Raw genomic sequence first — 14,973 nt, 5'->3', positions numbered from 1 at the left:
TGTGGTTACTAATAATTATAGAGGTGATTGCGCCATTTTTGTATTCAAAACATAAAAATTGGACTGATGAATTTTGTCATCAGTACAATTTATTATAGAGCCTTTAAAACTTTAAATTATTTTAATTTAATTAGCTATTGTGTCTTTTCAAAAACTTATAATTTATACTTTTTATTTCAAAGTATTGAAATATAAAATAAATAGTATTATCCTTATAAAGTATGTCGGAATTAGAATATTATAAGGAGATTCATTATGGGGACTTTTTTTACAGTTATTAATATTGTCATTATGATTGTATTCTTAATTGGGTTATTTATAATGGCTAAAAAACATGTCTCATTTCCTAAAAGAGTGTTTACCGCATTAGGATTGGGCATCGTGTTTGGAATTGCTTTACATCTCATTTATGGTGCCAACTCTAAAGTACTCGAAACAACTACAGATTGGTTCAGTATTGTAGGAGATGGCTATGTTGCATTACTACAGATGATTGTAATGCCACTGATTTTCATTTCAATCGTATCAGCATTCAGTAAAATACAAATTGGTGATAAATTCGCTAAAATCGGTACTTATATTTTTATGTTTTTAATTGGGACTGTAGCTATTGCTGCTATCGTAGGAATTTTTTATGCCATTGTATTTGGCCTCGATGCCTCAAGCATTGATTTAGGCAGTGCAGAAAATTCAAGAGGAAGCGAAATTAGTAATCAAGCGAAAGATATAACTGCTAATACGTTACCACAACAAATTCTAGAATTATTACCAAGTAATCCATTCTTAGATTTCACTGGTCAGAGAACAACGTCTACAATTGCAGTGGTTATCTTTGCGATTTTCGTAGGCTTTGCTTATTTACGTGTGGCTCGCAAGCAACCGGAAAGTGGTAGTTTATTAAAACGTGGTATTGATGCAATTTACTCATTGGTCATGTCTATCGTGACATTTGTATTAAGACTCACACCATACGGTATCATTGCGATTATGGCATCAACAATCTCTACAAGTGATTTCCAAGCGATATGGACATTAGGTAAATTTATGATTGCATCATATGCAGCATTAATCACAATGTACATTATCCATTTAATATTATTAGCAATTATGGGTATCAATCCAGTTCGTTACGTTAAGAAAACATTCGAAGTGCTTGTATTCGCATTCACTTCTCGTTCAAGTGCGGGTGCATTACCATTAAACATTCAAACGCAAACGCAACGATTAGGTGTACCAGATGGGATTGCTAATTTCTCAGCATCATTTGGCTTATCCATAGGTCAAAATGGTTGTGCAGGTATTTATCCTGCGATGCTAGCTATCATGGTGGCACCAGTTGCAAACGTAGATATTGATCTACCATTTATACTTACTTTAATTGGCGTTGTTATTATCAGTTCATTTGGTGTAGCTGGTGTCGGTGGTGGTGCAACATTTGCATCTATCCTCGTATTATCAACCTTAAACCTTCCAGTAGCACTTGCAGGGGTACTTATCTCAATCGAACCCATTATCGATATGGGACGTACTGCATTGAACGTTAATGATTCAATATTAGCAGGTACTGGTACAGCTAAGCTGACTGGTAATATGGACAAAGATAAGTTTAACTCAAACGAATATGGAGATTTATCAACAAATTAATTCATATTTTAAAAAGCGTAGCTCAAACGTTACTGTGTTTATTTCAAACCATTGTAATCGTTAGCTACGCTTTCTTTATTAAAAACTCAATTATTTCTTCATTAATCCTGATTTATTCAATTCTTCTAACATATCTAAACGTGTTTTTCCACTTAAGAACCCAGCGACTTGTTCTGACCATGTTTCTTGGCGTTTTCCATTCGTTCGTTCTTTATAATAGTTACTAACTGTCTCATCATATTTTTGAATTGCTTCTCTTTGTTCTTTCGCATTACTATTATAAACATTTTTATGGAATACATGATCAAGCGGTAAACGTGGCTTAGGTGCACCATTCTCGTCCTCTGCTGGTTCTCCCACAGCCATTCCAAATAACGGAAATGCATATTCAGGTAAATCTAAAATTTCTTTAACACGACCAACATCATTTCGTAGTGAACCTAAATAAACAATACCATAACCCATATCTTCTGCAGCCAAAGCCATATTTTCAGACACTAAAGCCACATCGATTGCGCCTACTAACAACCCTTCTGCTGATTCAAAAGAAGTTTGCATGTCAAAATCAACAGTTTCATTGATTAAATTGTGACGATAATAATCTAAAACAAAGACAAATAAATAGCCATTATCCACAACATATGGCTGTCCTGATACTTCTTTTAATTGTTCTTTAATATTTGGGTCTTCTACACCAATGATTGAGTATGTTTGTAAATAACTAGATGTTGATGCACTCTGACCTGCTTCTACCAACTTTCTAACTGTGTCATCACTTAGCGGTTTATCTTTAAATTGTCTTACCGAATGGTGTTTTTTTCATTAAATCGTAAACATAGTCTGTCATTGTATCCACTCCTTCAATCCTATTGACTACATCGTAACAATTTATTTTTTATTTTGCTTTTATAAAGAATTACTTATCTTCCATAAACCATTTGCATGATGGTCATTTTATAGTTATCATAATAGTAACAATTTTCAGATATTTAAGGAGAGATAGCATGATCCAAGCAAATAAAGAAGTATCAAACGCCTTATTTCAAGCATATATGTCAAAGGAACCTATTGAATTTGTAAGTAACACACACACGCTCACTGAACCTGAAGCTTATCAAACACAAGATGATCTTATTCAGCAAATCCAAGCTGAGAAGCAAGTTCCTATCAAAGGTTATAAAGTAAGTATGACAAGTGCTGCAACTCAAGCCATCGCTAATACTAACGAACCAGCTTACGGTACAATTTTATCTCATCAAGTTGTAGAAAATGGTCATGGCGTATCACTCACTACACTATTTGCGCCACTATTAGAACCTGAAATTATTTTTGAATTAACTGCTGACTTACCTGAAGATGCTGACACGCAAACCATATTAGAAAGTGTGAAAATCGCACCAGGAATCGAAATCCCAGATGCACGTTATAAAGATTGGTTTCCTAATTTCACTCTAGGTGACTTGATTTCTGATAATACTGCTACAGGACTCATCGTAGTGGGCGAACGTATCACACCTCTCGATTATGAAGCATTCGCAGATATTGATTTAAAATTATTCAAAGATAATCAGCAAATTGAAACTGGTCACTCTAGTGAAGTGCTTGGAAACCCTATTGAATCCGTGAAATGGTTAAATAAAAAATTACATTCTCATGGCAAATCTTTAAAAAGAGGACAATTTATTTCTTCTGGAACCTTTATTTCTCCTTTAAAATTAGAAGAAGGTACGTATACTGCTGACTATGACAAAGTAGGGTCAGTCACAGTTAAAGTCATTGATTAACCATACGTTCCAACATTATCCTGAGTCTTAAATAAATTATTTATACACTCTATTCATTATTATTGAACGGAACAATGAAATCTTCATACTATATGTGGTTTCATTCCGTTCTTTTTATATTTATTTTATTTTGTATGATCAAAAATATATGCATAGTTGAGAATGAAAAAGGTTAATTGATATTCAGAAGAAATGATGACACCTATTTTTCAAATTAAAAACTAAAAATTAATCACTTCTTCATTTTCTTAACGATGTGTTAAAAAACCTGTTTAAACAATGTTAAAACAGCATTTTATCACTTATAAGTGCATTAAGTTGACGAATAAGAAATAGCATGTAATAATAATACTTAAGAAATTAGAATTATTATAAACAAGCAATTATTATTATGTAGTTCTAATTAATATTCACGATAATCAGGAGGAATTTAAGTTATGTCTTTAATCAATAAAGAAATTTTACCATTCACAGCGCAAGCTTATGATCCTAAAAACGACGAATTCAAAGAAGTAAGCCAAGATGATTTAAAAGGTTCTTGGAGTGTCGTATGTTTCTACCCAGCTGACTTCTCATTCGTATGTCCAACTGAATTAGAAGATTTACAAAACCAATATGACAAATTACAAGACTTAGGTGTAAATGTATTCTCAGTATCAACTGATACACATTTCGTACACAAAGCTTGGCATGATCATTCAGATGCTATCAGCAAAATCCAATATCAAATGATTGGTGACCCTTCACAAACAATCACTCGTAACTTCGACGTATTAGACGAAGAACTTGGATTAGCTCAACGTGGTACATTCATTATTGACCCAGACGGCGTTGTTCAAGCAGCTGAAATCAATGCAGATGGTATTGGCCGTGACGCAAGCACATTAGTAAATAAAATCAAAGCCGCTCAATACGTACGTCAACATCCAGGTGAAGTTTGCCCAGCTAAATGGGAAGAAGGTTCTGAATCATTACAACCAGGATTAGACTTAGTAGGTAAAATTTAAGGAGGCATTAAAGAATGCTTAATGCTGATTTAAAACAACAATTACAGCAACTTTTAGGACTTATGGAAGGCGATGTAGAATTCAGAGCAAGTATCGGTTCTGATGATAAATCTAAAGAGCTTAAAGCACTTTTAGACGAAATCGCTGAAATGTCTGAGCACATTACAATCGTAGAAAAAGAATTAAAACGTACGCCAAGTTTCTCAGTTAGCAAACCTGATGAAGAAGCTGGTGTCACGTTTGCCGGAATTCCTTTAGGTCATGAATTTAATTCACTTGTATTAGCAATTTTACAAGTTAGTGGTCGTGCCCCTAAAGAGAAACAATCTATCATTGATCAAATTAAAGGTTTAGAAGGTAAATACAACTTCGAGACATACGTTAGTTTAACGTGTCAAAAATGTCCTGATGTTGTTCAAGCATTAAACCTAATGAGCGTTGTTAACCCTAATATCACGCATACGATGATTGATGGTTCTGTGTTCCGTGAAGAATCAAAAGATATCATGGCTGTTCCTGCAGTATTCTTAAATGGTGAAGAATTTGGCAATGGACGTATGACCATTTCAGATATCTTAACTAAATTAGGCAGTACACAAGACGCTTCTGAATTCGAAGGTAAAGACCCTTACGATGTTTTAATCATCGGTGGTGGTCCAGCTAGTGGTAGTGCAGCCATTTACACTGCTCGTAAAGGACTACGTACTGGTATTATTGCCGACCGTATTGGTGGTCAAGTTAATGATACTGCTGGTATCGAGAACTTTATCACTGTAAAAGAAACAACAGGTTCTCAATTCTCAGCTAATCTCGCAGCACACATTGATGAATATGACATTGATACAATGACAGGCATCCGTGCTACTAATATTGAGAAGACAGATCAAGCCATCCGTGTCACACTTGAAAATGATGCTGTTTTAGAAACTAAGACTGCTATCATTTCAACAGGTGCAAGTTGGCGTAAGCTTAACATTCCTGGTGAAGATCGTTTAATTAATAAAGGGGTTGCTTTCTGCCCACACTGTGATGGTCCTTTATTCGAAAATAAAGACGTTGCAGTTATCGGTGGAGGAAACTCTGGTGTTGAAGCTGCTATCGACTTAGCAGGAATTGTTAAACATGTTACTTTATTTGAATATTCATCAGAACTTAAAGCAGACACAGTATTACAAGATCGTTTACGTTCACTATCAAACGTAGACATTCACACGAATGCAAGAACTGCTGAAGTATTAGGTGAAGATCATGTAACTGGTATTAGTTACGAAGATTTAACTACTGGCGAGATGAAAGAATTAAGCTTAGATGGTATCTTCGTACAAATTGGATTAGTACCAAACACACATTGGATTGGTGACGCAGTAGAATTAAATAACCGTGGCGAAATTGTTATTGATCGTAATAACAATACAAACGTTCCAGGTATATTTGCGGCTGGTGACGTTACTGACCAAAAAAATAAACAAATTATTATTTCTATGGGTGCTGGTGCCAATGCGGCATTAAATGCATTCGATTATATCATTAGAAATTAATTACTATTTAAGGATAGGTGTAAGGTTTTTATGACCTTGCTTCTTATCCCTATCAACCACTTAACCTATCAAATATCTTCATATATAACAGAGACCCATGTAAGGGTCTCTGTTTTTGTGTGACTTTTATATTATCTATGATAATCTAAACTTATACAGATAAATAACATTGGAGGTCTTCTTTATGCATGAATCGCTATCCCTAATTTCAGAGGAACAAACAAGTAACTTGAAGCAACTTGTAAATCCACCATCTTATTACAGCAAAGCAGATATGTTGTTTGAACTTGCTTCACAACCCGAAACATTAACGCGACTTTACAATGAGATGAGTCAATCTGAGAAAAATTATATTAGTACATTTTTAAAAAATGGTGAATCACTTATTCTAATTAATAAGAGAAAATTAAAAAAGTTACCTATTTGTTATAAATATGGCATTGTTACATTTGTAAAAGAAGATACGTTTGTCGTAAACAATCTCATACTGACTATGTTGAACGAAGTGGTTTTAAACAAAAAGTACCCTGATTTTCCACCAAAAACCATCAGAGAAGAAGATTACGTTATGAAACTTCATGGGCAATATACAGCAATTGAAAAGTATAAAAACGTTTCTCTTAAAGAGGAAATGGCTGAATATAATATAGAAAGTCTAAAAGATATTTGTCGTTCTTATAAAATTAAAGGCTTCTCTAATAAGAAAAAGGCCTCAATTATTGATTTAATAAATGACGCTTTCTTCCGAGATTTTTCAATTTTAAAACAGGAACTTGCACGAATGCCCCGTAGAATACTAGATATCTTTGTAGATACATATAAATCTGGTAAAAATGTTAATACGAATTATGACTTCAATGCATTAAATGCATACTTAGGTATGGATTTCCAGATCTTAGAAAGACATCTATTTATTTTAAGATTTGATATACGTAGCGAAGTTATTATCATACCACAGGATATTATGAATCATTTTTCACAATATGTGAATGATATTGGTGGGCTAGATAATCTTTTGACCGATTTACTGACTATTAATAACGACGTCCCCTTCTTAGATGAAGATGACTATATTGATGAAGAATTGAATCTTTTATTCGATGTAAATAGCAATCATATTAACAAACTTATAGATATGGGCGTTGAAAACATCGATGAGCATGATTTAGAAAAATTATTAAGCGATGAATTTCTAGATTCTACATTTACGAATAGTGTTAATAATTTGTTAAAAGAAGCACATGTTGAATATAAAATAAGCGAAATGAAGGATCAAAATAAAAGTGATAAAGAAATTACCTTATTTAGATTTTATACTGCAGCAACAAATTTATATGGTGTCGTGTCACTGCAATTCGTTTCAAAATTATTAAAACGATTATTAAAGATATCAAAATCAATCAATGAAATTAAATTCCATATTCAATCTTTAAACATGCATCACTTCACAGTTATTAAGCAAGGGTATTTGGTCCATCCAGTAATGGCACATTATATTGACCCAACTTATGTTGAATTATTAGATCTTGATTATTATGAACCAAAAACATTAAAAGAGTTACTTTCTTTCGATGTCCATGAATATTATAAAGCGGACAAAGTGATTAAAGAATTTAAAACGTTCATAAAACACTACTTCACTACTGATGATAAAGAAGAGATACACACGGATATGACTATGTTATTCCACGAATTACGTTCATCTTCAGACTTAGATGAAGCGATTATGGCTATTGAAGTTATGATTGCAGGAGATATGCTGTACCCTATTCCCGAGGATAAACTAACCAAGCAAGTAGAACAGGTTTGGACTCATTTAAGACTTTGGTTTGCAAAAGGTAATACAATAGTAGAAATACAAAATATGTAGATGGATAAATGCCACAAATTGTTCATAGATAATTGTGATTTTAAGCACTTAACGTTCAATTATTTTTCAATAAATGATAATCTATTACTATGTAAAATTATAGTTGCGTTACTAATAAAGGAGATTTTAGAAACCTATGAAGAAAAGTTTAATAATAGGTCTCTTTTTATCATTATTACTAACATTAAGTGCTTGTGCACCTAAAGAGGATAATGATTCAACAGACCACCATAGTAATGGTGTTAATGCACCTAAAAATGCTAAAGCGTTGAAAGAGAGCGATATTTTCACTTCCGATAAAAAGAATCAAAAACTAACTGAAGATGAAATGAATAAAGCCATTAAAAAATATTTAGATGTAAATAGTGATATTTTAGATAATAAATATGTAATGCAAAGCCAAATTGACCGTCAAAGTACAGGTCAAACACACGTTACGGATGAACAAGCCAAAAAACTTAGCAACTTATCAAATTTAGCCATTAAAAACGATATACATTTCAAAGATTTCGTAAAAAACAATACGTTACCTTCTGGTTATAAAGAAAATACGGAGCGAATTATTAACTACTTCCACGCCTTAAATAGTACGATTGCGGATGTAGATAAGAGTATTGAGCAACTTAATTATGAACCTCAAAATACAATTAATGTCGTCGATGTGCCTACGCATTATGCAGGTGATGTGAATGGTAAACAACAAGATAAAATCCAAAAATTCCTAGATGATAAAAATATTAAATCTGACGTATTAGATAAATAAAATAAGAGTCCAATCCGTTAAAATAAGTGGTTTGGACTCTTTTAATTGTTAAACAATTATTTTCATACATATTATATTTCTAAAAAGTATGGCTTACAATTGTCGACATTGTAATCTAATGCTTCATCCTCATCAATCATATTGAAATATGCAAATATACAACGAATAACGACTTGATGTGCTACAATCACAATTGTTTTATCATCATGACGATTCAATTGTTCAAAGAATAGATGAACTCTATGATACACATCTCTATAACTCTCACCCTCAGGCGCTTTTTGAGTGAAACTATGACGGAAATCTTTATAGTCCGTATCATTAAAGTAACGATGATACTTCGCATCATGCATTAACGTATCTTTATACTCGCCCTCAAACACACCAAGTGAACGTTCACGAAGCAATGACGTAATTGTCGTCGGTATCTCATAAGGAAAGATATAGCGATAGGTTTCTTGCGTACGCGTTAAGTCGGATACATAGACGTGATCAACTTGTCTTTCTTTAAAATAACTTTCTAAATTTTGTGCACCCTCAATACCCTTTTTAGTTAGTGGTACATCTAATTGACCACAAAAATATGCTCTTTTATGTTTGTTGTCATAATTTGATTGTGATTCACCGTGTCTCACTAAATATAGTTTCATATACTACAATCCTTTACTTTAATTTAACTACTCTTGCTTAATAATAAATGAATGGATAACCCAATTAAAATGATACCTACCATATAATCGAATGTAGCTTTTATTTTCGGTTGACTGAATAGTAACTTAATATATTGAAATACAAATACACAGAATAAAAACCAAATTAAGATAACGATGATGACAATTATAGATAAAATGGCTACTTGTGACTTTACTTCAATACCACCAGTTGATAGAAATTGAGGTAAAACACTCACATAATACAGTAGTGCTTTAGGATTTAAAATAGTGCTTATAAAGCCTTGACGATACGAAGTAAAATAGCTCACATCATCGACGCCAATACGAGTTGTATTAAAATTCATCGACTGACGTGCGGTGCGAATACTTTGTACGCCTAAATACACTAGATAGCACGCACCAAGTATTTTAATGATCAAAAATATGTAGTATAAACTTGTAAGGATATATATAATGCCCAACACAGCTAATGACGAATAAATGATATGTGCAGAAGTGATACCGAATGCTGACATTGCCCCATTTACTTTACCCGAATGGATTGTATTTTTCATAACAATTAAAAAATCGGGACCAGGCACTATAATGATAAGTAACGTAATAGTAATAAAGGTTAAGATGCCTTCCATATACACACCCACTTCAATTTAATATTATATAGATTATGGCATACTTAAATTGTAAATGTAAGTCTACGGGTAGTCTAAAATTTCAAAAGTAGCACGATCCTTTAGCGTTTAATACTTAACTTAAATACGACTTTTACAAATCATAGAACTAAACGAAATTTTTTAATATTTTAAGTACTTTTCATTGTCATTATGGTCGGTTACATGGTAGTATAAGGGTGTAGTTAATAATAACTACAAAGTCTTTTATATTCATGAACATAATACTCCTGGGTGACGCCTTAACCCGACGTCACCCTCTTTTTATGCCCAATTTTAATCCCTTTTCCTAATATTCCTCACAAAATAAACACCGAAATGATAATCATTAGCATTTAAGTAAAATTACTGTCATCATGCATTTTTACATGCTACATTATAACTAAGTAATCACACTTATTGGGGGGAATCAATAATGGAATTGCTAGGCTATAAAATGATTAATGACGAACTCATGGCAACTGTTAAATCTGATCACGGACATATATTTAGATATTCATTTAATATTGAAACACCAGAATATGAAATTTTAGAAGTACTAGAAGAAGTTAATCAACATGTTGATAATGGCAGACATCCATTAGGATGCGAGATTATAAAGAACTATGATTTTGAAGATATTCATAACCATCAGGCTTTAATTAATTAAAATTTCATTAAACTAAAAAAGGGAGCGGGACAGAATTCTTTTGAATTCGTCGTCCACTCCCAGCNNTTCTCTTTGCTGGGGCCCCACTCCCAGCTTGCTTTGCTTGTAGAATTTCTTAGTGAAATTCTCTTTGTTGGGGCCACCCCCGCAAGGATGACTAGAACTGAGAAAAGCTTGATTTAAACGCCTTCTCAGTTCATTCAGCTACTGCGAATTTGCTAAATAGCATTATTATACTATTTATATCCCAGACTGTTTTAGATATTACTCTTATTTTCTTAATGCTTTTAAAATTAAAGAAACAACGAAAATAACAATAATTGCACCGATTAGTGCTGGAATGATTGGTACGCCACCCCATACAGGTCCCCAAGTACCTAATAATTTACTACCTACTGCTGAACCGATTAATCCAGCGATGATGTTACCGATGATACCACCTGGGATATCTTTACCCATGATCATACCGGCAACCCAGCCGATTAATCCTCCGACTATTAACATAACAATAAAGCCCATATTCAGAACTCTCCTTACATCTTCTATTTTTGTATACTTCTTTTATATACCACACATCAATATGAATAAACATTAGGATATAATTTTATTGTATTTTATTTAAACTTATATCAAATCTCATTATAAAAATTATGGATAATTTATATATTCGTTTTCCACTACTACAAATTCGATTTTCATTCTGAAATTCTATAAAATTTCAATGCATTTTTATAAAAGATCTTCTCTTGTGTCTCTTCATCAAAATGCTTTTGAATTAACTCAATATCTTGTTCACTAAAAGGACGCTTTGCTCGAGTAGAGGGCAAATCAGTACCAAACATAATGGCCTCAGGGTTAATTTCAATTAGTTTCTCAATGGCTTTAATGGGATCTATCTCTATACGCCCAAATCCAGTTGCTTTAACATAAACACCTTGTTTAACTAACGTTTTTAAATCCTCAAAGCCCTCTACAGTCAAGCCGAGATGATCGATTGTTACTTGGGGTAATGAGCTTATAATTTCTTGATAGTCTTTTAATTGTTTAGATTCAATATAAATTTCAGTATGCCAATCAACTAAATCATATACCCTTTGCGCAAACGTCTTGATAAGCGCTATATCTTCAGACCCACCGCGCTTAACATTAAATCGAATACCTCTAACCCCTTTATCATTTAATCGAAAAATTTCATCGTCAGAGGTCGATGCAGGTAGCTGCGTTATCCCAACAAATTGTCCTTGAAGTTGATCTAATGCCGTTATTAAATAATCTTGATCGAACCCTTGAAATGACCCTGATACAATTGCACCTCCTACAACATTTAATTGCTTAGTATGATTTAAATAATCATTAACCTTAAATGATGGGGGTATGTAGCCATTATTCTCTTTAACCGGATAATCAAAGTCAATGATATGAAAATGCGAATCAAATAGTTTCATTATAAATTCCCTCTTTATTTATATTTCTTGAAATAAAGATAACATAATTAATAATTATCAACTAAAAGACTTGATAATTATTGTGAACAGGACTAGTATAGTAAAATAACTTAGGTTATATATAAAAGACTTAAAAAAACTTACTTATAATAAATAAACTTGGAAAGTAAGAAAAAATAATTTAAATTCAAACTTGAATTTTAGGAGGTTATGTTTCATGAGTTCACATACACTTTTTAATTTAAGAACTAAACGAAATCTTGAAATTAACGAATTAACTGAATTAATTAACGAAAAATATGGTACACATTATGAACCCCATCAATTATGGGAATGGGAAAATCACCAACACGAACCTAAGTTTAAAGATGCAATGATTCTTGCAGACTTCTTCGACACGCCTTATCAAATGTTAGTCGAAAGTAAATACAAAGAATATCAACAGCAAATTGACGATATCGATATTCGTTTATAATTTCTATTAAATACCTGTCATACTATATATTTAGTATATGACAGGTTTTTTTATCATAATTTTCGTTTTAAATAAAATTAATTGCGATATAATGACTTGAATTTAAATTAATTTCACAAAATAAATTTTATATCTATTGTATGTAAATTTTAATTTATGTATGATTGTAATTAGTGTTAACCAATTAATGGCATTTAATGAAGAGCCACCAAATAATACAAATTCATCCCAAGAACAATCACCAGAAAACAATATACATAATCAAGATAAATATGAAAATGTGAGTAATAATGAAAGAACTCAAAACGATGATTCCAATAGTTCTAATAAAGGGAAATATTGGCTTATTGGATGTGGCGCCGGTTGTGGCTGTCTAGTTATTTTAATTATATTGGTACTAGCAGCTTGTGTGATTTTTATGAAAGTCTCAGACTCAATTTCATCAAGTGATAGTGAAAATGCAACGCATGAATCCAAACACGAAGGTAACTCTCGTAAAGCTGGAGGGAATGATAAAGAAGAAGCTTTGCAACGTGCTGAAACTTATGCTAAATCGATGTACATGTCTAAAAAAGGTATCTATAACCAATTGACTTCTAGTAGTGGTGATAAATTTAATTCTAGTACAGCTAAATATGCCGTTAATCATTTAAAAGATGTAGATTATAAGGAAAATGCGTTAAAAACAGCAGAAGAAAGTAGTGATAACTTACATTTTTCGAAAAAAGAACTAACCGATTATCTTAAAAATGATGAAAATTCAGGTCAATTTACTAATGAACAAGTAAATTATGCAATGAAGCATGCAAAAATTGATTATAAGGAAAATGCGTTAGAAACAGCAAAACATATCAGTGAACAATCTTATTCTTCAAAATCGCAACTTGAAGACGAACTTACGTCTAAAGATGGGCGTCAATTTACGAAAGATGAAGCAGATTACGCAATGAATCATTTGAAGACGGATTTTAAAAAGAATGCATTAAAAAATGCTCAACGATATATGCAAGACTCTATCGAATCAAAAAGTGAACTTTATAATAAGTTAGTAGAATACGACGATTTCACAGAAGATGAAGCAAAATATGCTGCCGATAATGTAAAAGTAGACTACAAAGAGAATGCACTAGAAAGAGCAAAATCTTTATCTAAAGATGGCGATACTTCTAAATCAGATATTAAGGATATGTTGTCTTCTAAAGATGGTTTCAAATTTACTGAAGAAGAAGCACAGTATGCCGTTGATCATTTAAAATAATGATTTAATAACAATAAAATATTAGTATTTATAATATCAAAGAGGCTGGGACATAAATAATATAATGAAGCTATTTTTGCAAATTCGCAGTAGCTGACTGTACTGAGAAGGCGCTTAAATCAAGCTTTTCTCAGTTCTAGTCATCCTTGCGGGCGGGGCCCCAGCAAAGAGAATTTCATCAAGAAATTCTACAAGCAAAGCAAGCTGGGAGTGGGACGACGAATTTTAAAAGAATTCTGTCCCACTCCCTTTTCTTGATATAGTACAACTTAGTGTTTAATGTAAAATTATTACTATTTCCTTTTTCTGTCCTTTCCCTAAAATTCAAAGCACAAAAATAACCCCGTAAGCTTTAAGCCTACGGGGTTTAAACACTAATTATATATTAGTTTTCGTCTTTAACATATGGTAATAAAGCCATATGACGAGCACGTTTGATAGCTGTAGTCAACATACGTTGATATTTAGCTGAAGTACCAGTTACACGACGTGGTAAAATTTTACCGCGTTCTGAGATAAAACGTTTTAATAATTCAGTGTCTTTATAGTCAATGTGTGTAATACCATTTGCTGTGAAATAGCATACTTTTTTACGACGACGTCCGCCTCTTCTTGGTCCACCTGCCATGGTTAATTACCTCCTTTGGAATAAATTTTTATACGTTCATTTTGTTATTAGAATGGTAAGTCATCATCACTAATATCAATCGGTCCGTTTGCGTTTGCAAATGGATTATCAGATTGTTTATTAGTTGATGCATTATTGTTATTATAAGACGTATTTTGTCCTGATTGTTGACCACCAAATCCTTGACCGTAGTCTTGGAAATCATTGTTATTACTTTGATTACGTTGGCCACCATGCGCATTCTTAGGTTCAAGGAATTGAACACTATCTGCTACAACTTCAGTAACAAAGATACGACGACCTTCTTGATTTTCATAACTGCGTGATTGTATGCGACCATCAACGCCAGCTAGACTACCTTTGAATAAATAATTATTCACGTTCTCTGCTTGTCTTCTAAACACAACGACATTGATGAAGTCAGCTTCGCGTTCCCCTTGAGCATTCGTGAAAGTACGATTAACTGCTAGAGTAAATGTCGCTACACTTACGCCTGAGGGAGTGGTTCTGTATTCTGGATCTTTAGTTAAACGACCTACTAATACAACTCTGTTTATCATTAAAACGCCC

15 protein-coding genes and 1 pseudogene are annotated in these 14,973 nt (G+C 32.7%); 9 read left to right on the top strand and 7 right to left on the bottom strand.

What is annotated here, in order from left to right; genetic code table 11:
- Positions 1-255 precede the first annotated feature (255 nt).
- On the top strand, positions 256-1,644 hold the full coding sequence (locus KA828_RS07790) for an L-cystine transporter (RefSeq protein ID WP_210125975.1): 1,389 nt from the start codon (positions 256-258) through the stop codon (positions 1,642-1,644).
- A gap of 90 nt (positions 1,645-1,734) precedes the next feature.
- On the opposite strand, the pseudogene nfsA reads toward KA828_RS07790, so the two are convergent.
- Positions 1,735-2,491, bottom strand: a pseudogene (gene nfsA / locus KA828_RS07785) (oxygen-insensitive NADPH nitroreductase).
- Positions 2,492-2,648: 157 nt separating this feature from the next.
- On the opposite strand from nfsA, the gene KA828_RS07780 reads away from it, so the two are divergent.
- The 5 genes from KA828_RS07780 to KA828_RS07760 all read left to right on the top strand — a co-directional run bounded on the left by KA828_RS07780 (position 2,649) and on the right by KA828_RS07760 (position 8,606).
- Positions 2,649-3,428, top strand: a complete 780-nt coding sequence (locus KA828_RS07780) for a 2-keto-4-pentenoate hydratase (RefSeq protein ID WP_210125974.1) — start codon at positions 2,649-2,651, stop codon at positions 3,426-3,428.
- 437 nt (positions 3,429-3,865) lie between these two features.
- The gene (gene ahpC / locus KA828_RS07775) at positions 3,866-4,435 is read left to right on the top strand and encodes an alkyl hydroperoxide reductase subunit C (protein WP_053030264.1); all 570 of its coding nucleotides are present in this window, start codon (positions 3,866-3,868) and stop codon (positions 4,433-4,435) included.
- Positions 4,436-4,449: 14 nt separating this feature from the next.
- The gene (gene ahpF, locus KA828_RS07770; protein ID WP_210125973.1) at positions 4,450-5,973 is read left to right on the top strand and encodes an alkyl hydroperoxide reductase subunit F; all 1,524 of its coding nucleotides are present in this window, start codon (positions 4,450-4,452) and stop codon (positions 5,971-5,973) included.
- 184 nt (positions 5,974-6,157) lie between these two features.
- On the top strand, positions 6,158-7,843 hold the full coding sequence (locus KA828_RS07765) for a hypothetical protein (RefSeq protein ID WP_210125972.1): 1,686 nt from the start codon (positions 6,158-6,160) through the stop codon (positions 7,841-7,843).
- 136 nt (positions 7,844-7,979) lie between these two features.
- Positions 7,980-8,606 carry an NDxxF motif lipoprotein gene (locus KA828_RS07760; RefSeq protein ID WP_107630348.1) on the top strand — a complete coding sequence of 209 codons (627 nt, stop codon included), beginning with the start codon at positions 7,980-7,982 and terminating at the stop codon, positions 8,604-8,606.
- A gap of 71 nt (positions 8,607-8,677) precedes the next feature.
- Here the strand turns inward: KA828_RS07760 and KA828_RS07755 are convergent, their stop codons facing one another.
- Positions 8,678-9,256 carry a histidine phosphatase family protein gene (locus tag KA828_RS07755; RefSeq protein WP_210125971.1) on the bottom strand — a complete coding sequence of 193 codons (579 nt, stop codon included), beginning with the start codon at positions 9,254-9,256 and terminating at the stop codon, positions 8,678-8,680.
- Between the two features lie 23 nt (positions 9,257-9,279).
- Positions 9,280-9,909 carry a LysE family translocator gene (locus tag KA828_RS07750; protein WP_210125970.1) on the bottom strand — a complete coding sequence of 210 codons (630 nt, stop codon included), beginning with the start codon at positions 9,907-9,909 and terminating at the stop codon, positions 9,280-9,282.
- Positions 9,910-10,363: 454 nt separating this feature from the next.
- On the opposite strand from KA828_RS07750, the gene KA828_RS07745 reads away from it, so the two are divergent.
- Positions 10,364-10,597 (top strand): hypothetical protein, encoded by a 234-nt coding sequence (locus KA828_RS07745; protein WP_053030269.1) that lies wholly within the window; start codon positions 10,364-10,366, stop codon positions 10,595-10,597.
- Between the two features lie 270 nt (positions 10,598-10,867).
- On the opposite strand, the gene KA828_RS07740 is transcribed toward KA828_RS07745, so the two are convergent.
- Positions 10,868-11,116, bottom strand: coding sequence for a GlsB/YeaQ/YmgE family stress response membrane protein (locus KA828_RS07740; protein ID WP_011276862.1), 249 nt, complete (start codon positions 11,114-11,116; stop codon positions 10,868-10,870).
- Positions 11,117-11,292: 176 nt separating this feature from the next.
- Positions 11,293-12,042, bottom strand: a complete 750-nt coding sequence (locus KA828_RS07735; RefSeq protein ID WP_210125969.1) for an amidohydrolase family protein — start codon at positions 12,040-12,042, stop codon at positions 11,293-11,295.
- A 217-nt stretch (positions 12,043-12,259) separates the two neighbouring features.
- On the opposite strand from KA828_RS07735, the gene KA828_RS07730 reads away from it, so the two are divergent.
- Together KA828_RS07730 and KA828_RS07725 are read left to right on the top strand one after the other, a co-directional pair.
- The gene (locus tag KA828_RS07730) at positions 12,260-12,517 is read left to right on the top strand and encodes a hypothetical protein (protein ID WP_053030271.1); all 258 of its coding nucleotides are present in this window, start codon (positions 12,260-12,262) and stop codon (positions 12,515-12,517) included.
- Positions 12,518-12,704: 187 nt separating this feature from the next.
- Positions 12,705-13,775 (top strand): Ltp family lipoprotein, encoded by a 1,071-nt coding sequence (locus KA828_RS07725; RefSeq protein WP_210125968.1) that lies wholly within the window; start codon positions 12,705-12,707, stop codon positions 13,773-13,775.
- A gap of 385 nt (positions 13,776-14,160) precedes the next feature.
- Here KA828_RS07725 and rpsR read toward each other — a convergent pair whose 3' ends face one another.
- The gene (gene rpsR, locus KA828_RS07720) at positions 14,161-14,403 is read right to left on the bottom strand and encodes a 30S ribosomal protein S18 (protein ID WP_002447994.1); all 243 of its coding nucleotides are present in this window, start codon (positions 14,401-14,403) and stop codon (positions 14,161-14,163) included.
- 47 nt (positions 14,404-14,450) lie between these two features.
- Positions 14,451-14,963, bottom strand: coding sequence for a single-stranded DNA-binding protein (gene ssb / locus KA828_RS07715; protein ID WP_053030272.1), 513 nt, complete (start codon positions 14,961-14,963; stop codon positions 14,451-14,453).
- Positions 14,964-14,973 lie beyond the last annotated feature (10 nt).

It is taken from the genome of Staphylococcus sp. GDY8P85P (assembly GCF_017892405.1).
GTDB classification, from domain to species: Bacteria; Bacillota; Bacilli; order Staphylococcales; family Staphylococcaceae; genus Staphylococcus; species Staphylococcus borealis.
Note: the sequence above shows the minus strand (reverse complement) of the source record. Positions and strands in the feature narration are given on the sequence as shown.